Here is a 23,689-nt window from a genome sequence, read left to right as displayed (position 1 = left end):
TGTAAAAAAGTTAAATGCTTTCTATTTTCTGTTGTTTTTGTATAATAAGAATAAAAGAATTTAAAAAAGAAAGAGTTGATAATATGGATAATAAAAAAGAATTATCTCTTTATATACATATACCATTTTGCAAACAAAAATGTTTTTATTGTGATTTTCCATCATATGCATCTATAGATTACTTAAGAGATGATTATGTTGAGGCATTATGTAAGGAAATAGAGTCTAAGGCAAGTAAATATGTTATAAAAAGTATATTTATAGGTGGTGGAACGCCATCTTACCTTGAAACTAAGGAAATAGTTAAGATTTTAAATTCTATAAGAAAGCTTGATCTTATTGAAGATATGGAGTTTACAATGGAGTGCAATCCAGGAGCTTTAGAAGAAGAAAAGTTAGCAGCCATGTTAAATGGAGGCGTAAATAGAATAAGTATGGGGCTTCAAGCAGTTCAAAATTCATTGCTTAAGGATATAGGAAGAATTCATAGCTTTAAACAATTTGAAGAAAATTTTAAATTAGCAAGAAAAGTAGGCTTTAAAAATATAAATGTAGATTTAATGTTTGGGCTTCCTAATCAAAGTGTTGATGAATGGAAGGAATCTTTAGAAGTAATTGCTAATTTAAATCCAGAGCATATTTCAGCTTATAGCTTAATAATTGAAGAAGGAACAGCATTTTATAAGCTTTGGGAAAGCAATAAATTAATACTACCATCAGAGGAAGATGAAAGATTAATGTATGAAATAACTAAGGATATATTAACTAAATATGGATATCATCAATATGAAATATCTAATTATTCAAAAGAAGGTTTTGAATGTTATCATAATAAGGTTTACTGGAAGTGTGATGAATACTTAGGACTTGGATCAGCATCTACTTCATTTATAGATGGAAGAAGAATTAAAAATATAAATAATGTTAAAAATTACATAGATAGAATTAATTCAGGAGAAGAAATAATAGAAGAAATAACAATAAATACAATGGAAGATAGCATGGAAGAATTTGTATTTATGGGCTTAAGAATGCTAGAAGGAATAAGTTTAACTGAATTTAAAAAAAGATTTCAGGTAAATATTGAAAGTATATATAAAGAGGTTATTGATAAAAATATAAATAAAAAATTATTAATTTTAGAAAGTGATAAATTGAAATTAACGGAAAAGGGAATAGAGCTATCTAATTCAGTAATGAGTGATTTTATATTAACTTAAGCATGGTAGAAAAATAGAGAATTTATTAGAAAAATAAAGAAAAGTAAAAATAATTTAATAAAATTAAATTATATTATTTATTTCGTGGCTAATTTGAATTGACAAAAAACTTAATAAGGAATATATTGATATTGTAGTCATTAGCACTCGACCATATTGAGTGCTAACAGATAGAGGTGATATAATGGCTATTGATGAAAGAAAAATAAAAATACTTCAAGCTATCATTAATGACTATATTATGACTGGTGAGCCAGTAGGATCAAGGACAATAGCTAAAAGATATAACTTAGGAGTAGGGTCAGCTACTATTAGAAATGAAATGGCTGATTTAGAGGAAATGGGGTATTTGGAACAGCCTCATACTTCAGCAGGAAGAATACCTTCCAATAAAGGTTATAGATTATATGTAGATAAGTTAATGGATACAGGAAGGTTAACTAAGGATGAGGAATTAAAAATTAAAGAGTATTTAATTAATTCTGCAATGTATGAAGTAGATAAGATAGTAAAGGAAGCTTGTTCTCTACTTTCAGAACTAACAAACTTAACTACAGTAGTACAGACTCCTTCAGTAAGAAGTAGTTATATTAAATCTATTCAATTATTGCCTATCGATAATCATAATTTGGTCTCTGTAATAGTAGCAGATAGTGGAGTTATTAAAAATCATAGAATAAGAGTTAATAATATGCCAAAACCTGAAACTATTCAAATGATTAACAATGTTTTAAATGTTAGACTTAGGAATTTGACTATTGATGAAATTAATTTAGAAGTTATTAACAACCTTAAGCATGAATTGCAAGGTTTTGATGAAGTGTTTAATGGAATTCTTCCAGCTTTATATGAAACTTTAAAGGAATCTAACAATACAGAAGTATTTGTTGAAGGAACAACTAATATTTTTAATTATCCTGAGTACAATAATATCGAAAAGGCAAAGGAAATTTTATCATTAATAAATGATAAAGATAATTTGCTTGATTTAATTGAACCTGGAAATGATATTACAATTAGAATTGGAGAGGAAAATTTTTTCCCAGAAGCAAAGGATTGTTCTATTATATCAGCTGAATATTCTGTAGATGGTAGGCCAATAGGAAAGATTGGATTAATTGGACCTAAGAGAATTAATTATTCAAAAGTAATTGCAATTATGAATGAAGTTATGAAAGAACTTAATAAAAGCTTAAAAAATCAAATTATAGAGTAAGAGATGAGGTGTTTTTGTGGAGGATATTAAGGATACATTAGATAACCAAAATAGTTCAGAAGAAAAAACTAATGTTAATAATAATGCTGATGCTGAAATAAATGAAGAATCAAATATAGATATGGAATACGATACAACAGATTCTTCAAATGATTCAGCTGAGGACTCTTCAGAAGATATGGCAGAAGAAAATAATGATAAGGAAAATGAATTAGATATTATGCGTAAGTTAAAAGATGAAAACAAAAAGCTAAACAATGAAGCAGAAGCTTTAAAAGAAAGACTACTTAGATTAACAGCAGAATATGATAACTATAGAAAAAGAACTTCTAAAGAAAAAGAAGGAATATACACAGATGCTTGTACAGATGTGTTAAAAGAAATGATACCTGTACTTGATAATTTAGAAAGAGCTATATCAGTAGAAGGAAATGTTGAAGATATTAAAAAAGGAATTGAAATGACTATTAAAGGTTTCAAAACATCCTTTGAAAAACTAGGTGTAGAAGAAATTGATGCTAGTGGAGAATTTGATCCGAACTATCATCAAGCAGTAATGCATATACAAGATGAAAATTTAGGAGCAAATTCAATTGCAGAAGTATTCCAAAAGGGATATAAAAGAGGAGATAAGGTTATTAGATATACTGTAGTAAAGGTAGCTAATTAAAATTAAGACATATTAACTAAATTTTAATATTAGAAGATATATTTTAGGAGGAAATAGATTATGGGAAAAATAATAGGAATTGATTTAGGAACAACTAACTCATGTGTAGCAGTAATGGAAGGTGGAGAACCAGTTGTAATAAGTAACTCAGAAGGAGCAAGAACTACTCCATCAGTAGTTTCATTCCAAGCAAATGGTGAAAGATTAGTAGGACAAATCGCAAAAAGACAAGCAATTACTAACCCAGATAGAACTGTAATATCAATAAAGAGACATATGGGAACTAACTATAAGGTTAATATAGATGGAAAAGACCATTCACCACAAGAAATATCAGCAATGGTTCTTCAAAAAATCAAAGCAGATGCAGAAGCTTATTTAGGAGAAAGCGTAACTCAAGCAGTTATCACTGTTCCAGCTTACTTTAATGATTCTCAAAGACAAGCAACTAAGGATGCAGGAAGAATTGCTGGTTTAGAAGTTTTAAGAATTATAAATGAACCAACAGCTGCAGCTTTAGCTTATGGATTAGATAAAATGGATTCTAACGAAAAGATATTCGTTTATGACTTAGGTGGTGGTACTTTTGACGTATCTATCCTAGAATTAGGTGATGGTGTATTTGAAGTATTAGCAACTAATGGTGATACTAAGCTAGGTGGAGATGATTTTGATGAAAGAATCATGAACTATATAGCAGATACATTTAAGACTGAAAATGGAATAGATTTAAGAAATGATAAGATGGCACTTCAAAGATTAAAAGAAGCTGCTGAAAAAGCAAAGATTGAATTATCATCATCAATGCAAACTAATATAAACTTACCATTTATTACTGCAGATGCAACAGGTCCAAAACATATTGATATGAACTTAACTAGAGCTAAATTCAATGAAATTACTCATGATTTAGTTCAAAGAACAATTGATCCAATGAAAAAAGCTTTAGCAGATGCAAATCTTTCATTAAGCGATGTTCATAAGGTAATATTAGTTGGAGGATCTACAAGAATTCCAGCAGTAGTAGAAGCTGTTAAGAACTTTACTGGAAAAGAACCTTCAAAGGGAATAAACCCAGATGAATGTGTAGCAATTGGTGCTGCTATTCAAGCAGGTGTATTAACTGGAGAAGTTAAGGATGTATTATTATTAGACGTTACTCCATTAACATTAGGAATTGAAACATTAGGTGGAGTTGCTACACCACTTATTGAAAGAAATACTACAATTCCTACTAAGAAGAGTCAAACATTCTCAACTGCAGCAGATGGTCAAACATCAGTTGAAATTCACGTAGTTCAAGGTGAAAGACAAATGGCAGCTGACAATAAGACTTTAGGAAGATTCACTTTATCTGGAATAGCTCCAGCACCAAGAGGAATTCCTCAAATCGAAGTTACATTTGATATAGATGCTAATGGATTAGTTAAAGTATCAGCAGTAGATAAAGCAACTAATAAAGAAGCAAATATCACTATAACAGCTTCAACTAACTTAAGTGAAGAAGAAGTAGAAAAGGCAGTAAAAGAAGCAGAAAAATTTGCTGAAGAAGATAAGAAGAGAAAAGAAAAAATAGAAGTTAAAAATAATGCTGATCAAGTAGCTTATCAAACAGCTAAAGCTTTAGAAGAATTAGGTGATAAGGTATCAGCAGATGATAAGGCAAAAGTTCAAGCTAAATTAGATGAATTAAATAAAGTTAAAGATGGAGAAGATCTTGAAGCTATAAAAAATGCTATGGAAGAATTAAATAAAGAATTCTATGCTATTTCATCTAAGATGTATGCAGATGCTAATCCAAATGGAGCAGAAGGGGCAGGCTTTGATCCAAACAATATGGGAGGAGCAGGAACTAACAGTACTCCAAATGATGATAATGTAGTAGATGCAGATTTTGAAGTGAAAGACGATAAATAGTTGTAAACTATTAGTGTAATATATATAATATAGGAGGGAAGGCAAAAGTCGTCTTCCCTTTTATAAAGTTAAAAAATGGTGGTGAAAATAGATGGCAAATAAGGACTATTATGCAGCCCTTGGACTTGAAAAAGGAGCATCAGATGCAGACATAAAGAAGGCCTTTAGAAAGTTAGCTATAAAATATCATCCTGATAAGAATCAAGGTAATAAGGAAGCTGAAAATAAATTTAAAGAAATAAATGAAGCATATCAAGTACTTTCTGATCCAGATAAGAAAGCAAAATATGATATGTATGGAACAGTTGACTTTGATGGTAGTGGTTTTGGATCAGGTGGATTCGGTGGCTTTGATTTTTCTGATATGGGCGGATTTGGAGATATATTTGAAAGCTTCTTCGGTGGCGGAGGCAGCGGCGGAAGAAGAAGAAATGGTCCTCAAAGAGGTTCCGATTTAGAATATACAATTAATTTAACTTTTGAAGAAGCTGTTTTTGGTGTAGAAAAAGAAATATCAATAGATAGAAGTGAAAAGTGTGAAACTTGTAAGGGAAGTGGAGCAAAAGCAGGCACATCAAAGAAAACATGTCCAACATGTAATGGTCAAGGGCAAGTAAGGGTACAAAGACAAACTCCATTAGGAAGTTTTGTAAGCACTTCAACTTGTAATACCTGTGGTGGAAGTGGAACAGTTATAGAAGAACCATGTACAGATTGTCATGGAAGAGGTCATGTAAGAAAGACTAGAAAAATTAAAGTTAATATACCAGCAGGTGTTGATACTGGAAATGTTATGCCTTTAAGAGGACAAGGAAATCATGGAACTAATGATGGACCTCCAGGAGATTTATATGTAAGAATTAATGTAGCTCCTTCAAAGAAGTTTGTAAGAAAAGGAAATGATATATATATAGATGCTCATATTTCTATGGGAAAAGCTGCTTTAGGAACAGAAATAACAGTAGCAACTGTGGATGGAGATGTTAAATATACTATTCCTGCAGGAACTCAATCAGGTACATTATTTAGATTAAAAGGAAAGGGAATACCTAGGGTTAATTTATCTGGAAGAGGCGACCAATATGTAAAAGTAATAGTAGATATTCCTAAGAATTTAAATGAAAAGCAAAAGGATGCTTTAAAAGCATTTATGGAAGCTTGTGGAGAAAATGTTGGTGAAGGAATACACCATAAAAAAGGATTAAAAGATTTATTTAAATAAGAGGGTTAGCAAAGGCTAATCCTCTTTTTGTACATATATAATAATTATATTTTAAATAATAATAAAAACTATTAATTTGAGTAAAATAAATAATGAAATAAATTTTTACTAATAAGTAATACTTATAGTTATTATAAGAATATCAAATGATAACATATAATTTTTAATGATATAATTTAACATGGAAGAAATTTGTTAAGAGGTGGTAAAATGGAAAGATTAAAAGAAGTTCTATACGGAGAAATAGAAGGGTTTAGAGAAAAAGGTCATAAATTTATCAATGGAGAAATTAATTTAATGCAATTTAAACATGCTTCTGGTGGATTTGGAGTATATGCTCATAAGGGTGGAAAGGAATTCATGATAAGACTTAGAATTCCATCAGGAGTAACAAATGTAGATGAAATGTATAAAGTTTACGATTTCGCAAATAAATATGGCCTTGATAAAATTCATTTAACAACTCGTCAAGCTATACAATTGCATGGTCTTAATATAGATGAGATATGTGATTTAATGAAGGAAGCTTTAGATAATAATATTTATACAAGAGGAGCAGGTGGAAATTACCCTAGAAACGTAGCTATGTCTCCATTATCTGGGGTTCAGGAAAATGAAGCTTTTGATGTTACCCCTTATGCAATGGCTTCTGGAAATTATTTCTTAGAAAGAATTACAACATATAAATTACCAAGAAAACTGAAAGTATCCTTTTCTAGTGGCGTAGAAGATGAAGCACATTGTACAGTTCAAGATTTAGGATTTGTTGCAGTTAATAAAGAAGGAAAAGAGTATTTTGAAGTATATCTAGGTGGCGGATTAGGGCAAAATCCTAGAAAAGCTGCTAGATATAGTGAGCTAATAGAACCAAAGGATGTTTTATTCTATATTGAAGCTATGGTTAGAATGTTTATGGCAGAAGGAGATTATGAAAATAGAAATAGAGCTCGTGTAAGATACATATTAGATAGAATGGGAGAAGAAGAATTCTTAAAGTGTTATAAAAAATATGTGGATGAAGTTAAAGCTAGTGAAAATTTACAGATAGAAGTAAATAATAAGACTTATAATAAGCAAGGAATAGAAGTAGAAATAAATAATCCTAGATTATTTAAGCAAAAACAAAAGGGATTATATAGTGTATACTTACATCCAGTTGGAGGACAATGGCCAACTAATGATTTAAAGAAGGTTTTAGATTTAATAAATAACTTTGAGGACATAGAAATAAGATTAGCTATGACAGAAGGTATATATTTTAGAAATCTAAATGGAAATGAAGCGAGAGAATTATTAGAATTAACTGAAGAAATGGGAGCTAAAACTGAATTTGAACAAAGTGTATCATGTATTGGAGTGCCAATTTGTCAAATAGGCTTATGTAATAGTCAAGGAACTTTAAATTCAGTTTTAGATTATTTTAAGAAGAATAATAATAAATTAGATGTACTACCTAAAATACATTTTTCAGGTTGTCAAAATTCATGTGGAGTTCATCAAATATCTTCTATAGGCTTTACTGGAAAGAAAAAGAGAGTAGGAGATAAGGTAGATGACTGCTTTACTTTATATGTTGGAGGAGCATATGGTGTAGGTGAAACTAAGCTTGGAACTGCTTTAGGGGATATCCCAGCTGTGAAAATACCAGAATTTTTATTAAATCTTTCTAATGATATAGAAGAAAGCAATATGGAATTCAATGATTATTTAATTAAGAAAGAGAAAGAATTTAAAGATTTAGTTGCAAAATATGAGGTATAAACAATTACATTGCTTATTCTAAGTTAAAATGACAATATTTGAAAATAATAAATATTTACAGAAAGTAATTATTAGATATATAATACAAAGGTATAGATAATGATTATTATTAAAATAATAAAGATTATTTTAATTTAGGAGGAAGATAAAATGAAAATGGTAAAATTTCAAGGAGCACCAATTACATTAGAAGGAAATACATTAGCTGTTGGAGATAAGTTCCCAGAATTTACAGTTACTACAAATGAATTAGGAGATTTCACTGAAAAAGATTCAAAGGGCGTTAGAGTGTTTTTAACAGTTCCATCAATAGACACACCAGTTTGTGATATGGAAGTAAAAACTTTCAATGGAAAAATTGATTCATTAGATGGAGTAACTTGCTATACAGTTTCAATGGATTTACCTTTTGCTCAAGGCAGATGGTGTGCATTAGAAGGAGTGGAAAAAGTTAAGACTCTTTCAGATTATAAATATAGAAGTTTCGGAATGGCTACAGGTACTTATGCAAAGGAATTAGGATTATTAACTAGAGCATCATTTGTAGTTGATTCAAACAATAATATAACTTTTGTTGAATACTTAGATGAAATCACAGACCAACCAACTTATGATGCAATTTTAGAAGCAGCTAAGGCATCTAAATAATAATATTTTATAGTTATAAGTTTTTGACTATAGATAAGGTACTGAAAAATCAGTGCCTTATTTTATTATTATAATTAATTAATATCTATAAGGTAAACTTTTTAAGTTAATACCTAGACAGAAACTTAACATAAGTGTAAAATAATAAATTAGTCAAATATCTTTGAAAGGACTGATTTTAATGGAAGGAACATGGATTGAAATTAGAGTTATAACAAAAAGTGAAGCTTTAGAGCCAGTTTCAGGAATTTTTTATGGATTAGATTGTAAAGGGGTTGCAATTGAAGATCCAAATGACATATTAGAAAGAGAACAAGGACCGCTTACTTGGGATTTTGCAGATATAAATGTATTAGAACATAAAGGGGAAGTAGCTGTAGTTAAAGCTTATTTTTCTGAAGAAGACAACATAGAAGAAGTCTTAGAATATGTTAATGGAAAAATGAGAGAGCTAAAGGAAATGGGTATAGATACAGGATTAGCTAAGGTTGAAAGTGAAAAGATGCATGAAGAAGACTGGGCTAATAATTGGAAAAAGTATTATAAGCCTACTAAGATTGGGGAAAGAATAGTAGTAAAACCAATTTGGGAAGAATATGATGCTAAGGAAAATGAATTAGTATTAGAGCTTGACCCAGGTATGGCTTTTGGAACAGGAACTCATGAAACAACAAGAATGTGTATCCAAGCTTTAGATAAGTATGTAAAAGAAGATAGTACTATTTTTGATGTAGGGTGTGGTTCTGGAATACTTGCAATTGCTGCAGCAAAACTAGGAGCAAAAAAGGCAATTGGAGTGGATTTAGATCCAGTTGCAGTAGAATCTGCAAATGAAAATGTAGGGTTAAATAATTTAAATAATATAGAAATATTATATGGAAATTTAGTTGAAGTAATAGATGGCAAAGCAGATATAGTAGTTGCTAATATAATTGCAGAAGTAATTTGTATATTAACAGAAGATGTTAAAAGAGTATTAAAGAAAGATGGATACTTTATAACTTCTGGAATTATTCATGATAGGGTAGATATGGTTACTAAGAAGCTTGAAGAAGTAGGCTTTGAAGTATTGGAAATAAATAAAGATGGGGAATGGAACTGCATAGTTGCCAAATTAAAATAGTTTTAAGGAGATTGTTGTATGCATAAATTTTTTACTCCTAAAGAAAATTTTACAGATATAACAGCAAAAATTTTAGGTGATGATGTAAAACATTTATATAAAGTATTAAGGCTAAATGAAGGGGATAAAATAGTTTTAAATAATTGTGATGGCCACGAATTTTTAGCGAAAATAAGGACTATTACAAAACAAGAAGTAATTGTAGATATAGAAGAAAAGCTTGAAATAAATAATGAAAGTAAAGTGAAAATTTATTTATTTCAAGGTTTACCAAAGGCTCAAAAGATGGATTTAATAGTTCAAAAAGGAACAGAATTAGGTATAACTGAATTCATACCTACTTTAACTGAAAGAGTAGATATAAAATTAAAAGGTGAATTTAAAAAGTTAGATAGACTAAATAGAATAGCACTAGAAGCTGCAAAGCAAAGTAAAAGAACAATTATACCAAAGGTTTGTGAACCTATTACTTTTGAAGAAGCAAAGAAAGCTATGAAAGATTTAGATCTAGTTATAGTTCCTTACGAAAATGCTGAGAATTTTGGAATAAAAACATTATTTAATGATAATAGCATTGATACATCTAAAATAAAAACAGTTGGAATTTTAGTTGGTCCAGAAGGTGGATTTGAATCAAGTGAGATAAATGAATTAAAAGAAAATGGTGCTTATATTGTAACTTTAGGAAGTAGAATTCTTAGAACTGAAACAGCGGGCTTTGTTGCTACTTCATTAGTTCAATATGAGCTTGGAGATTTAGGAGGAAATAAATAATGAAAGTTGCATTTTCTACTCTTGGCTGTAGGGTTAACGTATATGAATCAGAAGCTATGGCTGAAAAGTTTATAAGAGAAGGATATGAAGTTGTAGAATCTAGTGAAAAAGCAGATGTGTATGTAATAAATACATGTACTGTTACTAATATGGGTGATAAAAAGTCTAGACAAATAATAAATAGAGCAAGAAGATTAAATGAAAATTCTATAATTGCCGTTGTAGGATGTTATTCACAAATAGCTCCAAAAGAAGTTTCAGAAATACCTGGAGTTGATGTAGTTTTAGGTACAAGAAATAAAGGTGATGTAGTTTATTATGTAAATAAAGCAAGAGATGAAGGAAAATTACAAGTCCATGTTGAAGGTGTACTTAAAAATAAGAAATTTGAAGAATTAAATATAGAAGAATATCAAGATAAAACTAGAGCATTCTTAAAGATTCAAGATGGATGTAATAGATTTTGTACATATTGTATAATACCATATTCAAGAGGATCAGTATGTTCAAAAGATCCTAAAAAAGTATTAGAAGAAGTAAATAAGTTAGCAGAGCATGGATTCAAAGAAATTATTTTATCAGGAATTCACACAGCATCCTATGGGTTAGACTTAGAAGGTAGCGTAAATCTTATAGATATAATCGATGAAATAGAAAAGGTTGAAGGAATTGAAAGAATTAGAATAGGCTCAATAGAGCCTGCATTCTTTACTGAAGAAGTAATAGAAAAGATGAAAGGTTTTAAAAAGCTTTGTCCTCACTTCCATTTATCATTACAAAGTGGATGTGATGCAACTCTAAAAAGAATGAATAGAAGATATACTGCAGAAGAATATGCTGCAAGTGTTGAACTGTTAAGAGAAACTATGCCTGATGTCTCTATTACTACAGATGTTATAGTAGGATTCCCAGGAGAAACAGAAGAGGAATTCAATGAAACTTATAAATTCTTAGAAAAAATTAAACTTACTAAAACTCATGTATTTAAATATAGTCCGAGAAAAGGAACTAAAGCTGCTGATATGGGAAATCAAATAGATGGAACTATCAAAGAAAAGAGAAGTAAGCTTTTAATTGAATTAAGCAATAAAAATGAAAAAGAATTTATAGAAAAGTTTATAGGAAAAGAAATGGATGTTTTAATAGAAACACAAGTAAAAGGGAAAGATGGAGTGTATGAAGGCTATACAAGAAACTATATAAAAGTACAGGTCCCTTGCACATGTACCGATGTTACTGGTAAAATAGTAGATATAGAGATTGAAAAAGCAGAAAATGAATATGGAATAGCAAAACTACTTTAGTATGAAGGGTGGTGATTTTATGAATTGTATTTTTTGTAAAATAGTAAATGGAGAGATTCCAAGCAAAAAGATATATGAAGATGATAAGGTATTGGCTTTTCATGATATAAGTCCGGAGGCTCCTGTACATTTTTTAGTTATACCTAAGGAGCATATTAAAAGCGTTAATGAATTAACTGAAAAAAATTGTGATATTATTTCACATATCTTCTTAGTAATTAATAAATTAGTAAGAGAATTAAATATCGATGAAACAGGCTATAGAATAGTGAATAATTGTGGAAAAGATGGAGGTCAAACTGTAGATCATATGCATTTTCATGTATTAGGTCAAAGAGATTTAAAATGGCCACCAGGCTAAAATGTTTATAGCAAATAGTTGACTTTAAAGACCACCTATTGTATAATATAGCGTGTGTTATTAAGCCCGTAGCTGAGTTAAATTAATTAATTTGAGCTAGCGGAGGGAGGGATAATAGATGTCAGAAATAAAAGTTGGAGAAAACGAAACACTTGAAAGTGCGTTAAGAAGATTCAAGAGAAAATGTGCTAGAGCAGGAGTTCTTTCAGAAGTTAGGAAGAGAGAACACTATGAAAAGCCAAGCGTGAAAAGAAAGAAAAAATCAGAAGCTGCTAGAAAGAGAAAATTCAAGTAGAATAATTTTGATTTAATTTTCAATTTAACTTAATTAATTAAGTTAGCTATTATTGGAGGCTATGTTTATCCAATAAGTCTAAGTGTATTTTTAATACATTAAGGTTGAGGACTATAGTTTATATGTTTATCAAAAAAGTGTAATAATTATTATACTTGAATTGAGGGAATAAATAAGATTTTGTGATAAATCTTATTAAGTACCTTCCTCAGCAGTAAATAAAAGAAAAATAAAATTATTAAAGAAACAGCTACACCGTTGGTGGTAATAACATTAATAACTGTAAAGTTATAACAAAGTCAATTTTATAAGATTAATATTAGTTGATAAATAAAAGCAAAAGGAATTTATTCCTTTTGCTTTTTACTTTTTTTAAGTAATTTTCTATATATTTTAATCATAGAGTACTATGAGAAAAAAATATAAGGAGATAAGTATATGAAAGAAAAAATAGAAAGAACTAGAGAGATATTAAGTGAAAAATTTGACTTACCTAAAGATGTAACAATGAATCTTCCTAAGATAACTATTATTGGTAATAGTGAAATAACTATAGAGAATCATAAAGGTATAATATTATTTGAAAGAAGTATTATTAAAATAAATACCAAAGATAAAATTATTAATATTGAAGGAGAAAACTTTGAAATATTATATATTGGAGAATCAACTATAACCATTAGTGGCAATTTTAAATTAATTAGTTATGAGGTGTAGTATGGCAACAGGAGTTTTTGAAAGTGGTAGAGTTATAGTTGAAATTAACATATTAAGACCTGAAAGACTTTTGAACATATTGTGGAGTGAAAATATTAAGATTATTAATGTAAAGAGAGTTGATGCTGCAACCATTAGGATAACTATAGAGTATAGTGATTATAAAGATGTTATCCTTATTGTTAAAAAGTTAAATGGAAAATGTAAAATAGTAGGAAGCAAGGGTAGGTTATTTCTTGTGGGTAAATTAAAGAAAAAATTATTTTTATGCATAGGAGGAGGAATTTTTTTTATTTTACTCTTATATTTTTCAACCTTTGTATGGAGCATAGAAATTACTACAAAACAAAATGTTTCTCCATATGAAATAAGGCAACAGCTTTATTCTATGGGAATTAAGCCAGGTATAAGAAAGAAATCAATAGATTTTAAAGATATAGAGAAAAAGTTAGAAAATATTAATTCTGATATACTTTGGCTTAGAGCTAGGGTTGAAGGATCTACATTAAAAATATCTATTGAAGAAAAAGTAAACCCTCCAAAAATTAAAGAAAAAAAATATGGGAATTTAGTTGCTAAGATGGATGGGGAAGTTAGTAGAGTATATACATTTTCAGGAAGATCTACTGTTCATGCTGGAGAATATGTTCATGTTGGAGATGTAATAATAGAAGGAATAAATGGAAAAGAAGAAGAGCCTTATGAGGTTATACCAGATGGGGTAGTAATGGCAAATACATTTTATGAAAAAAGTATGATGGCTAAAGTAGATGGAAAGGAAATGAAGAGAACAGGAGAAAAAGATAGTGATATTTATTTATCTTTCTTTGGGAAAAAAATTTATATTAAAAAAGCTATAAAAGATTTTAAAGAGTATGATAAAATAGAGGAAAGTAAAAAAATAATAACGAAGATAAATTATTATGAAAAAAAAGAATTTCCAGTAGAACTATCAAAAGAAGAAATAATAAATAATTCTGTAAAAGCTTTAGAGGAATCACTTTACAATAGTTTAACAAGAGAGGCTAAAATTGTTGATAGAATTATTACTACAAAGGAGAACTCAATTGAAGATATAGTAGTGAACGTAGTTTTTATAGTTCAACAAAATATTGTTAATAATGAACCTGTTGATTATTAAAACTATGTAGTTAAAGGAGGATAAATTTGTTTTTGAAGAAAGATAAGAAGAATGATAATAAAGGATACAAAAGAATTCTGATATACATAATAGTATTTTTAGTTACTTATGTAATCTTATTAACTACAATTTCACCCAAGAAGCATAATTTATCTGTTGGAGATATAGCAACTGTAGATATAAAGGCACCAATAGATACTGTGGATGAAATAGCAACGCAAGAAAAAATAGAGGAAGCTATAGCTAAAGCTAAAGAAGATAAACAATATACAGTAAAGAGTGAAGTAAAGACTCAAGCTATAGATAATATAAACAAACTATTTAATAAGGTAGCAACAGAGGTTTCTTCAACAAAAGATGTTAAAGATAAACTTACAGAAATTAAAAAAATTGATGACTTTAGGTTAACAGATGAAGAATATAACATATTATTGTCCTTAGAAGCTTCTAAGATTTCTGATATTCAAAATAAAACGTTACAAGCTTTAGAAAAGGCTTATAAAAATAATATTGGAGAAAATGACTATGAAGCTTTACAAAAAGCAAAGGATTTAGCAAGTGAAGAACTTATTAGTTATAACTTAGATAGAAATTTAGAAGATACTTTGAAGAGTGTTTTATATTCGCAAATTAAAGCGAATTTATTTATTGATAAAGAAAAAATGGAGGAAAATATAAAAGAAGTACAAAAAAATGTACAAAAGGAAATAATAAAGAAAAATCAAATTATAGTTAAAGAAGGAGAACCTGTTACTGAAAGGCAAATAGAAATATTAAATGAGTTAGGGTTATTAAATAGTGGACTAACAAAGAGCTATTTATCCTCATTTATTGCATTAGCTATTTTAGTTGCATTAGTTTTATTTATTGAATATAGCTATATATCTAGAGAAAGACCTGATATATATAAAAGCAATAAATTTATAGTTTTAATAAGTGGTATAAATATTATTACTATTATTCTATCGTTAAGTTTAAATATAATATCACCATATTTAATTCCTATTGCTTCTGGAGCAATGTTAATGACTATACTAATAGAATATAGATTATCACTTTTTGTTAATTTATTAAATTTAGTATTTGTTTCGGTAGTTGTTGGATTTAATCCATCTGTAATTATTTTATCTGTAATAGCTATTGTCTTAGGATCAACATCAGTTAAAAAGGTTCAACAAAGAAATGATATTATTTACTCAACTATGTATATAGCAATTGTATTAGCTGTATTAACATTAACTGTTGGTATGATTTCATCTAATAATTTAAAAGAAAATTTTATTCAAACAGGATTTGTTATTATTGGAGTTTTGATATCTGGAATATTATCTGTTGGATTACTACCATTTTATGAATCAATTTTTGATGTAGTTACTAATATAAAACTATTAGAGTTATCTAATCCAAATCAACCACTTATGAAGAAGTTGTTAATGGAAGCTCCTGGTACTTACCATCATAGTATGATGGTAGCTAATTTAGCAGAAGCAGCAGCGGAAGTTGTTGGAGGAAATCCAGTAATAGCAAGAGTTGGAGCTTATTATCATGATATTGGAAAAACTAAAAGGCCTTATTTCTTTGGTGAAAATCAAATAGGTAAAGAAAATCCTCATGATAAGATTACAGCAAATTTAAGTACTTTAATTATTTTATCTCATACTAAAGATGGATTAGAAATGGCTAAGGAGCATAAGATTCCAAAGATTATTCAAGATATAATAGTCCAACATCATGGGACAACTTTAGTTAAATATTTTTATTATAAAGTTAAAAACTCCTCTGATAATCCAGAAGAAATTAATGAAGAAGATTTTAGATATCCAGGTCCAATTCCTGATACTAAGGAATCTGGAATATTAATGCTTGCAGATAGTGTGGAGGCATCAGTAAGATCAATTCCTGAGCCAACTAAAGATAAAATTGAAAATATGGTAAATAATATAATTAATGATAAAATAAATAATAATCAATTAATAAATTGTGATTTAACATTAAAAGATATAGAATTAATAAGGAAAAGTTTTTTAAAGACTTTAGATGGAATATATCATCATAGAATAGAATATCCAACTGAGAAAAAGGTGAATAATTAATAGGGGAGGGTATTTACCTTTCCCTTTATTATTAATAAATTATTTGAAAAAGGAGAAAAAATGTTATATACAGAAAATAGACAAGATAAAATTGAAGTAACTGAAGAATTTATAGATGATATTTCAAAGGTTTGTGATTTTGCTTTGAAAGAAGAAGGTGTAGATATTGAATATCAAATTTCATTATTATTTGTAGATAATAATGAAATAAGAGAAATAAATAATGAGACTAGGGATATTGATAGAGAAACAGATGTATTATCCTTTCCTATGTTAGATTTTGAAGAAAACAAGGTTTATAAAGATATGTATTTAGATTTTGATTTTGATGAGACTTTTAAAGATGGAAATGAAATAGTGCTTGGAGATATGGTATTATCCTTAGAAAAAGCTTTGGAACAAAGTGAAGAATATGGTCATTCTTATGAAAGAGAAGTAAGTTATTTAGTAGTCCATTCTATTTTACATTTACTTGGTTATGACCACATGATAGAAGAAGATAAAAAGAAAATGAGAAAAAGAGAAGAAGAAATTTTAAATAAATTAGATATTAGAAGATAAAACTATAATGGGAGGGTTTATGAAGATAAAAAAGCTGGTTGAAAGCTTTAATTATGCAGTAACAGGTATTATTCAAACTATTAGAAGTCAAAGAAACATGAAGATTCACATATTTGCTGCTTTATGTGTTCTTATAGCTTGTTTTGTAATAGATATATCAAAGGTGGAATTTCTTATATTAGCAATTACAATTACAATGGTATTGGCTGCTGAAGTTATAAATACTGCAATTGAAGCAACTATTGATATGTCTACTAATCATTATCATCCACTTGCCAAAATAGCAAAAAATGCAGCTGCAGGTGCTGTGTTAATTACTGCAATGAATGCACTAGTTGTAGGCTATATTATATTTTGGGATAAGATTTCATTAATTTCATATGATGTTATTCATAAGATGAAAGAATCAGAACCTTATATGGTGTTAATTGCATTAGTAGTTGTTGTAATAGTAACTTTAATAGTGAAATCAATTTTTGGAGAAGGTACACCATTGAGAGGTGGTATGCCTAGTGGGCATAGTGCTCTATCCTTTTCAATAGCAACTGCCATATCATTAATTACAGAAGAACCTATATGTATAATGCTTAGCTATTTAATGGCAGTAATAACAGCGCAAAGCAGAGTGGATTCTAATATTCATTCAGTATTTGAAGTTGTCGTAGGAGCTTTTTTTGGTACCTTATTAACACTATTTATATTTACTATTTTTAAAATTTAATTAAAATGATGATAAAAATCTGTGAGAATGTTATAATTTATTAAAGATAAATTATAACAAAGAGTTATATTAAATACCCCAGTTAGATATTTCTTATACTGGGTTAAACTAGGAGGAAAAATGTTTAAATCAGGATTCGTAACAATAGTTGGTAGACCAAATGTTGGTAAGTCAACTTTATTAAATGAAATAATGGGAGAAAAGCTATCTATAGTATCAAATAAGCCTCAAACAACTAGAAATAATATTCAAACAATATTAACTGGTGATGAATATCAAATTGTATTTGTTGATACTCCTGGCATACATAAGCCAAAGCATAAATTAGGGGAATATATGGTTAATTCAGCTAAGGATTCAATAAAGGAAGTTGATCTTGTATTATTTTTAATAAACCCTGACGAAGAGATAGGAAGAGGAGATAAGTTTATTATCGAAACTTTAAAAAATCAAAAAGCACCAGTATTTTTAGTAGTTAATAAGATAGATGAATTTACTCAAGATAGAGTTGCTAAAACTCTTCAAATGTATTCTAAGGAAATGGAATTCAAAGAGATAATTCCTATATCAGCTTTAAAGGGCAAAAATGTAGATAAATTAGTTAGTTTGATGGTAGAAGCTATGCCAGAAGGTCCTAAATATTATCCTGATGATATGATAACTGATGTTCAAGAAAGATTTGTAGTATCAGAAATTATAAGGGAAAAAGCTTTAAGAACATTAAGAGAAGAAATACCACATGGTATAGCAGTAGATATAATTCAAATGAAACAAAGTCCTAGTGGCACTTGGCATATTGAAGTAGATATGCTTTGTGAAAAAGATTCCCATAAAGGAATAATAATAGGGAAAAATGGTCAGTGCTTAAAGAAGATAGGTGAAACAGCAAGATACGAAATAGAAAGATTCTTACATGCAAAAGTTAATTTAAAGATATGGGTAAAGGTTAGAAAAGAGTGGAGAGATAATCAAAACCTATTAAAGGAACTAGGATATAAAAAGGTAAAAAATTAAGGGGATGATTTTTCTGTCACTACATAAGGTGGATGCTGTAGTTATAAAGACTATGGAATTTAAAGAAAATGATAAGTTAGTGTGGCTATACACAGATAAATTTGGAAAGATAACATCTATAGCAAAAGGGGCTAGAAAAAGTAAAAGTAAATTTTTATCTATTACTTTACCTTTATGTTATGGGGAATATGTATTATTTAAAGGAAAGAATTTATATAATTTACAAGAGGGTAAGATAATAAATTCTTTTCAAGGGTTATTAGATAATTTAGATAAGCTTACGTATTCATCTTATATTTGTGAATTAATAGATATATGTGTTGAAGAAGGAGAAGTAAATCATAATTTATTCAAGAGTTTTTTAACATGTCTGTATTTGTTAAATACAGATGCACTTGATTATGAAATGCTAATAAGATCCTTTGAGCTTAAACTATTAAAAGAAACAGGATATGGGTTAAACTTAGATTCGTGCGTAAAATGCAGAAAGAAAATTTCGGTATCTAATTATATATCTCTTTCTAATTACGGTGGTGTTTGTGAAGAATGCTCTAGAGAGCATGGTATTTATATTTCTAAACCAGCATATAATTCAATAAAGTTTTTACTTAAGACACCTATGGATAAGATATATAAGTTAAATATAAATGATGACGTTAAAAAAGATATAAGAAAGATAACAACTTTCATAATATCTTCAAATTATTCTAAAAAACCAAAAAGCTTAGAAATGTTAAATTATATAAAGGAGTGATTAATATGGAAATAACTTTAGAAAAGGTAGATCAAGTAAGAGAGAGGACTGGAGTTACTTATGCAGAAGCTAAAAATGCACTTGAAATAGCTAATGGAGATGTATTAGAAGCAATTATATACATTGAAAACATAAAAGAAGCTGATGCAAAAGAAAATAGTAAAATAAAGGCTGAAAGTATAGAAGAATTTAAGAAATGGCTTAAAGACTTAATAAATAAAGGAAATGTAACTAGAATTAGAATAAGTAAAGATGAAAAAGAAATAGTTGATGTACCTGTTAATGCTGGTATAGCAGCAGGTGTAATTGCGATTATTTTCCCACCAATTTTAGCATTTATAGTAATAGCAGGAGTTGTAACACAAATAACAATTGAAATTACTAAAGCAGATGGTACAGTTGAAGTAGTTAACAAGTATATAAGTAAAGCTGTAGATGATATTAAAGATGCAGCTACTGGTGTAGCAGAAAAGGTAAAGAACAAGGTTGATGAAGTTAAAAAAGATAAATTTTCTTCTGATGATTATGTTGTAAAACCTGATAAATCTAAAGAAGATGAAAATAAAGATAGTAATTCTTTTACTTATACTGTCAAATTTGACGAAGATGAGAAAAATAGAGTAAAATAAAGATAAACAGTATTAAATTGAGAATAAAATTAGAAAAATGGAAATATTCAGCTAATATGAACGATTATTCAGAAAATTGAGCATAGTCAAACTGTTATAAAATGATATAATTAGTATGTAAATATCGCACTAATCTAAATTATCTGAATATTTCCGGTAAACCTAGAAAGAGGGATAAATTTGAAGTTATCAGAAAGGCAAGAAGAAATAGTAAGGATAGTTAAAGAAGGACAGCCTGTAACAAGCGAAGCATTAGCTGAAAAGCTTGGGGTAACTAGAGCTGCTTTAAGAGCAGATTTAGCTATTTTAACTATGATAGGAATACTAGATGCTAAGCCTAAGGTTGGATATGTATATTTAGGAAAAGGTCAAAATACTAGGATTTTAGAAAACATATCTAAGGTTTTAGCGGGTGAGATAATGTCAAAGCCGGTAACAGTAAGTGAGGAAACTACAGTATATGATGCAATCGTATTCTTGTTTTTGAATGACGTAGGCACTTTATTTATCGAAAGTGATGGTGCCTTAGTAGGTGCTGTTTCTAGAAAAGACTTTTTAAAAAATGCTATTGGAGGAACTGATATAAATAAGGTTCCAGTTGGAGTAATAATGACTAGAATGCCAAATATAATTTGTGGTTTTGCAGATGACAGTGCTTATGATTTGGCAAAAAAAATTATTGAACATGAAATAGATAGTATTCCAATAGTTGAAAAAATAAAAACTTCATCAAAGGAAAAAGTAAAGTTTAAGATTATTGGTAAAATTTCAAAAACTAATATAACTAAACTTTTTGTTAAATTAGGAGAGGGAAACTAATTTTTATTTGGTATCAACAGTATAAAAATACTGTTAGTATATAATATCAATTCTATTGAACGGAGGAGTATTGAGATGGAGAAAAAGAAGTACGTTTACCTTTTTAACGAAGGAAATGGATCAATGAAAAACCTTCTAGGAGGTAAAGGAGCAAATTTATCAGAAATGATTCTACTAGGAATTCCTGTACCACAAGGATTCACAGTTACTACAGAAGCTTGTAATAAATATTACGAAGATGGAAAAGTAATTGCACCAGAAATTATTGAAGAAATTCATCAAAAAATATCTGATTTAGAAAATCTAACAGGTAAAGAATTTGGAAGTTTAACTAAACCTTTATTAGTATCTGTAAGATCAGGTGCTAGAGTATCAATGCCAGGTATGATGGATACAGTTTTAAACCTTGGATTAAACGATCAATCTGTTGTTGCAATGGCTGATTTAACAAACAATCCAAGATTTGCATACGATTCATATAGAAGATTTATTCAAATGTTCTCTGACGTTGTTATGAACATTGAAAAAAGATTATTTGAAAATCTAATTGATGAAATGAAAGAAGAAAAAGGTGTTGAATTCGATACTGATTTAACAGCTGATGATTTAAAAGTTTTAGTTGAAAGATATAAAGAACTTTATAAAAAAGAAAAAGGGGAAGAATTCCCACAAGATCCTAAAACTCAATTAATTGAAGCTATAACAGCTGTATTTAGATCATGGAATAATCCAAGAGCTATAGTATATAGAAGATTAAATGATATTCCAGGAGAATGGGGTACAGCAGTAAACGTTCAAGAAATGGTATTTGGTAATAAAGGAGAAACTTCAGGAACAGGAGTTGTATTCTCAAGAGACCCTGCTACTGGAGAAAATATAATATATGGTGAGTATTTAATGAATGCTCAAGGTGAAGACGTTGTTGCTGGTATAAGAACACCACTACCAATATCTAAATTAGAAGAACAAAATCCAGCAATATACAAACAATTTACTGATATAGTTAATACATTAGAAAACCACTATAAAGATATGCAAGATATGGAAATAACTATTGAGGAAGGTAAATTATACTTCTTACAAACAAGAAATGGTAAGAGAACTGCTCAAGCAGCATTAAAAATAGCTGTTGATTTAGTTGAAGAAGGAATGTTAACTAAAGAAGAAGCAATTTTAAAAGTTGAACCAAACCAATTAGACTCATTACTTCACCCAGCTTTCCATAGTGATGATTTAAAGAAAGCTGAAGCAATTGCAAAAGGACTTCCAGCATCTCCAGGAGCTGCTTGTGGTAAGATTGCATTTACTGCAGAAGAAGCTAAGGAAAGAAATGAAAAGGGTGAAAAAGTAGTTTTAGTTAGACTTGAAACTTCACCAGAAGATATTGAAGGTATGATAGCTGCTGAAGGTATCTTAACTGTAAGAGGTGGAATGACATCTCACGCAGCTGTTGTTGCTAGAGGAATGGGAACTTGCTGTGTTGCTGGATGTGGAGCTATAAAAGTTAATGAAGAAGATAAAACATTAGAAGTAAATGGTAAAGTATATACTGCTGATGATTATATTTCTATAGATGGATCAACTGGTAATGTATATGGAGAAGCTGTTAAGACAGTAACACCAGAAATATCAGGACATTTTGCTACATTTATGGCATGGGCTGATGAAATAAGAAAATTAAAAGTTAGAACTAATGCTGACTCTCCAAGAGATACTGTTCAAGCAGTTGAATTTGGTGCAGAAGGTATTGGATTATGTAGAACTGAGCATATGTTCTTCGCTGAAGACAGAATTATGGCAGTTAGAGAAATGATAGTTGCTAAGAATGAAGAGCAAAGAAGAAAAGCTCTTGAAAAATTACTTCCAATGCAAAGAGAAGACTTTATTGGAATTTATGAAGCTTTAGAAGGAATGCCTGCAACTATAAGATTCTTAGATCCACCACTACATGAATTCTTACCTCATAATGATGAAGATATTGATGCATTAGCTAAGGAGCTTGGAATAACTTTTGAAGAATTAAAAGCAACAGTTAATGAATTACATGAATTCAATCCAATGATGGGTCATAGAGGATGTAGATTAGCAGTTTCTTATCCAGAAATAGCTGAAATGCAAACTAGAGCAGTAATTGAAGCTGCAATAGAAGTTAAAGCTACTAAAGGATATGATATAGTTCCAGAAATAATGATTCCACTTGTTGGAGAAGTAAAGGAATTAAAATATGTTAAAGATGTAGTAGTTAAAACTGCAGAAGCTGTAATGGAAGAAAAGGGAACTAAATTAGACTACAAGATAGGTACTATGATTGAAATCCCAAGAGCTGCATTAACAGCTGATGAAATTGCTAAGGAAGCAGATTTCTTCTCATTTGGTACAAATGACTTAACACAAATGACATTTGGATTCTCAAGAGATGATGCTGCTAAGTTCTTAGGAAGCTACTATGAAAATAAAATATATGAACAAGATCCATTTGCTAAGTTAGATCAAAAGGGTGTTGGTCAATTAGTTAAAATAGCAGCAGAAAAAGGAAGATCTGTTAAGAGTGATCTTAAACTAGGAATTTGTGGAGAACACGGTGGAGATCCATCATCAGTTGAATTCTGCCATAACATAGGATTAGACTATGTTTCATGTTCACCATTCAGAGTTCCAATTGCTAGATTAGCAGCTGCACAAGCACAAGTAAAAAATAAAAGATAATAAATAAAAAGATAAAAAATAAG

22 protein-coding genes are annotated in these 23,689 nt (G+C 29.1%); all 22 read left to right on the top strand.

Annotated features, from left to right (window positions below):
* Positions 1–83: 83 nt before the first annotated feature.
* Entirely contained in the window at positions 84–1,220 is a 1,137-nt protein-coding gene (gene hemW, locus ACQRD5_RS00835; protein ID WP_294168932.1) for a radical SAM family heme chaperone HemW, read from the top strand.
* Positions 1,221–1,404: 184 nt separating this feature from the next.
* The gene (hrcA, locus tag ACQRD5_RS00830; RefSeq protein WP_291626913.1) at positions 1,405–2,436 is read left to right on the top strand and encodes a heat-inducible transcriptional repressor HrcA; all 1,032 of its coding nucleotides are present in this window, start codon (positions 1,405–1,407) and stop codon (positions 2,434–2,436) included.
* A 16-nt stretch (positions 2,437–2,452) separates the two neighbouring features.
* Complete coding sequence (gene grpE / locus ACQRD5_RS00825; protein WP_291626839.1) at positions 2,453–3,106, top strand: nucleotide exchange factor GrpE; 654 nt, start codon at positions 2,453–2,455, stop codon at positions 3,104–3,106.
* Positions 3,107–3,166: 60 nt separating this feature from the next.
* Positions 3,167–5,023, top strand: coding sequence for a molecular chaperone DnaK (gene dnaK, locus ACQRD5_RS00820; RefSeq protein WP_294168929.1), 1,857 nt, complete (start codon positions 3,167–3,169; stop codon positions 5,021–5,023).
* Positions 5,024–5,114: 91 nt separating this feature from the next.
* Positions 5,115–6,245, top strand: coding sequence for a molecular chaperone DnaJ (dnaJ, locus tag ACQRD5_RS00815; protein WP_427746412.1), 1,131 nt, complete (start codon positions 5,115–5,117; stop codon positions 6,243–6,245).
* 210 nt (positions 6,246–6,455) lie between these two features.
* A complete protein-coding gene (locus ACQRD5_RS00810) occupies positions 6,456–8,006 on the top strand; it encodes a nitrite/sulfite reductase (RefSeq protein ID WP_427746411.1) in 1,551 nt (516 codons plus the stop codon).
* A gap of 150 nt (positions 8,007–8,156) precedes the next feature.
* Positions 8,157–8,654, top strand: a complete 498-nt coding sequence (tpx, locus tag ACQRD5_RS00805; RefSeq protein WP_294168925.1) for a thiol peroxidase — start codon at positions 8,157–8,159, stop codon at positions 8,652–8,654.
* 181 nt (positions 8,655–8,835) lie between these two features.
* On the top strand, positions 8,836–9,777 hold the full coding sequence (gene prmA / locus ACQRD5_RS00800) for a 50S ribosomal protein L11 methyltransferase (RefSeq protein ID WP_291626847.1): 942 nt from the start codon (positions 8,836–8,838) through the stop codon (positions 9,775–9,777).
* Between the two features lie 18 nt (positions 9,778–9,795).
* Complete coding sequence (locus ACQRD5_RS00795) at positions 9,796–10,551, top strand: RsmE family RNA methyltransferase (RefSeq protein WP_291626849.1); 756 nt, start codon at positions 9,796–9,798, stop codon at positions 10,549–10,551.
* A complete protein-coding gene (mtaB, locus tag ACQRD5_RS00790; RefSeq protein WP_427746410.1) occupies positions 10,551–11,855 on the top strand; it encodes a tRNA (N(6)-L-threonylcarbamoyladenosine(37)-C(2))-methylthiotransferase MtaB in 1,305 nt (434 codons plus the stop codon). The genes ACQRD5_RS00795 and mtaB overlap by 1 nt, the downstream gene beginning before the upstream one ends.
* Before the next feature lie 19 nt (positions 11,856–11,874).
* On the top strand, positions 11,875–12,216 hold the full coding sequence (locus ACQRD5_RS00785) for a histidine triad nucleotide-binding protein (protein ID WP_291626853.1): 342 nt from the start codon (positions 11,875–11,877) through the stop codon (positions 12,214–12,216).
* A gap of 118 nt (positions 12,217–12,334) precedes the next feature.
* Complete coding sequence (gene rpsU / locus ACQRD5_RS00780; protein WP_003441547.1) at positions 12,335–12,511, top strand: 30S ribosomal protein S21; 177 nt, start codon at positions 12,335–12,337, stop codon at positions 12,509–12,511.
* A gap of 438 nt (positions 12,512–12,949) precedes the next feature.
* A complete protein-coding gene (gene yqfC / locus ACQRD5_RS00775) occupies positions 12,950–13,228 on the top strand; it encodes a sporulation protein YqfC (RefSeq protein WP_291626883.1) in 279 nt (92 codons plus the stop codon).
* Position 13,229: 1 nt separating this feature from the next.
* Positions 13,230–14,369 carry a sporulation protein YqfD gene (gene yqfD, locus ACQRD5_RS00770; protein WP_291626884.1) on the top strand — a complete coding sequence of 380 codons (1,140 nt, stop codon included), beginning with the start codon at positions 13,230–13,232 and terminating at the stop codon, positions 14,367–14,369.
* Positions 14,370–14,395: 26 nt separating this feature from the next.
* A complete protein-coding gene (locus tag ACQRD5_RS00765) occupies positions 14,396–16,462 on the top strand; it encodes an HDIG domain-containing metalloprotein (protein ID WP_320627654.1) in 2,067 nt (688 codons plus the stop codon).
* A 60-nt stretch (positions 16,463–16,522) separates the two neighbouring features.
* Positions 16,523–17,023, top strand: a complete 501-nt coding sequence (gene ybeY / locus ACQRD5_RS00760; protein ID WP_291626886.1) for an rRNA maturation RNase YbeY — start codon at positions 16,523–16,525, stop codon at positions 17,021–17,023.
* 19 nt (positions 17,024–17,042) lie between these two features.
* Positions 17,043–17,744 (top strand): diacylglycerol kinase, encoded by a 702-nt coding sequence (locus ACQRD5_RS00755; protein ID WP_291626887.1) that lies wholly within the window; start codon positions 17,043–17,045, stop codon positions 17,742–17,744.
* 120 nt (positions 17,745–17,864) lie between these two features.
* Positions 17,865–18,758: a GTPase Era gene (gene era / locus ACQRD5_RS00750; protein WP_294168920.1), complete on the top strand. Its 894-nt coding sequence runs from the start codon at positions 17,865–17,867 to the stop codon at positions 18,756–18,758.
* Between the two features lie 4 nt (positions 18,759–18,762).
* On the top strand, positions 18,763–19,512 hold the full coding sequence (recO, locus tag ACQRD5_RS00745; protein ID WP_291626889.1) for a DNA repair protein RecO: 750 nt from the start codon (positions 18,763–18,765) through the stop codon (positions 19,510–19,512).
* A gap of 5 nt (positions 19,513–19,517) precedes the next feature.
* Positions 19,518–20,141 carry a DUF4342 domain-containing protein gene (locus ACQRD5_RS00740; protein WP_294168918.1) on the top strand — a complete coding sequence of 208 codons (624 nt, stop codon included), beginning with the start codon at positions 19,518–19,520 and terminating at the stop codon, positions 20,139–20,141.
* A gap of 180 nt (positions 20,142–20,321) precedes the next feature.
* Complete coding sequence (locus ACQRD5_RS00735; RefSeq protein ID WP_427746409.1) at positions 20,322–20,960, top strand: helix-turn-helix transcriptional regulator; 639 nt, start codon at positions 20,322–20,324, stop codon at positions 20,958–20,960.
* Between the two features lie 75 nt (positions 20,961–21,035).
* The gene (gene ppdK / locus ACQRD5_RS00730; RefSeq protein ID WP_291626892.1) at positions 21,036–23,666 is read left to right on the top strand and encodes a pyruvate, phosphate dikinase; all 2,631 of its coding nucleotides are present in this window, start codon (positions 21,036–21,038) and stop codon (positions 23,664–23,666) included.
* The last annotated feature ends 23 nt before the right edge of the window (positions 23,667–23,689 follow it).

It is taken from the genome of Clostridium sp. SGI.024 (assembly GCF_050315195.1).
GTDB lineage: Bacteria > Bacillota > Clostridia > Clostridiales > Clostridiaceae > Clostridium.
Note: the sequence above shows the minus strand (reverse complement) of the source record. Positions and strands in the feature narration are given on the sequence as shown.

Bases quoted from the DNA above. Each gene is read 5' to 3' on its own strand.
- hemW (WP_294168932.1), top strand. From the start codon at position 84: ATGGATAATAAAAAAGAATTATCTCTTTATATACATATACCATTTTGC.
- hrcA (WP_291626913.1), top strand. From the start codon at position 1,405: ATGGCTATTGATGAAAGAAAAATAAAAATACTTCAAGCTATCATTAAT.
- dnaK (WP_294168929.1), top strand. From the start codon at position 3,167: ATGGGAAAAATAATAGGAATTGATTTAGGAACAACTAACTCATGTGTA.
- dnaJ (WP_427746412.1), top strand. From the start codon at position 5,115: ATGGCAAATAAGGACTATTATGCAGCCCTTGGACTTGAAAAAGGAGCA.
- ACQRD5_RS00810 (WP_427746411.1), top strand. From the start codon at position 6,456: ATGGAAAGATTAAAAGAAGTTCTATACGGAGAAATAGAAGGGTTTAGA.
- tpx (WP_294168925.1), top strand. From the start codon at position 8,157: ATGAAAATGGTAAAATTTCAAGGAGCACCAATTACATTAGAAGGAAAT.
- prmA (WP_291626847.1), top strand. From the start codon at position 8,836: ATGGAAGGAACATGGATTGAAATTAGAGTTATAACAAAAAGTGAAGCT.
- ACQRD5_RS00795 (WP_291626849.1), top strand. From the start codon at position 9,796: ATGCATAAATTTTTTACTCCTAAAGAAAATTTTACAGATATAACAGCA.
- mtaB (WP_427746410.1), top strand. From the start codon at position 10,551: ATGAAAGTTGCATTTTCTACTCTTGGCTGTAGGGTTAACGTATATGAA.
- ACQRD5_RS00785 (WP_291626853.1), top strand. From the start codon at position 11,875: ATGAATTGTATTTTTTGTAAAATAGTAAATGGAGAGATTCCAAGCAAA.
- rpsU (WP_003441547.1), top strand. From the start codon at position 12,335: ATGTCAGAAATAAAAGTTGGAGAAAACGAAACACTTGAAAGTGCGTTA.
- yqfC (WP_291626883.1), top strand. From the start codon at position 12,950: ATGAAAGAAAAAATAGAAAGAACTAGAGAGATATTAAGTGAAAAATTT.
- yqfD (WP_291626884.1), top strand. From the start codon at position 13,230: ATGGCAACAGGAGTTTTTGAAAGTGGTAGAGTTATAGTTGAAATTAAC.
- ybeY (WP_291626886.1), top strand. From the start codon at position 16,523: ATGTTATATACAGAAAATAGACAAGATAAAATTGAAGTAACTGAAGAA.
- ACQRD5_RS00755 (WP_291626887.1), top strand. From the start codon at position 17,043: ATGAAGATAAAAAAGCTGGTTGAAAGCTTTAATTATGCAGTAACAGGT.
- era (WP_294168920.1), top strand. From the start codon at position 17,865: ATGTTTAAATCAGGATTCGTAACAATAGTTGGTAGACCAAATGTTGGT.
- recO (WP_291626889.1), top strand. From the start codon at position 18,763: ATGATTTTTCTGTCACTACATAAGGTGGATGCTGTAGTTATAAAGACT.
- ACQRD5_RS00740 (WP_294168918.1), top strand. From the start codon at position 19,518: ATGGAAATAACTTTAGAAAAGGTAGATCAAGTAAGAGAGAGGACTGGA.
- ppdK (WP_291626892.1), top strand. From the start codon at position 21,036: ATGGAGAAAAAGAAGTACGTTTACCTTTTTAACGAAGGAAATGGATCA.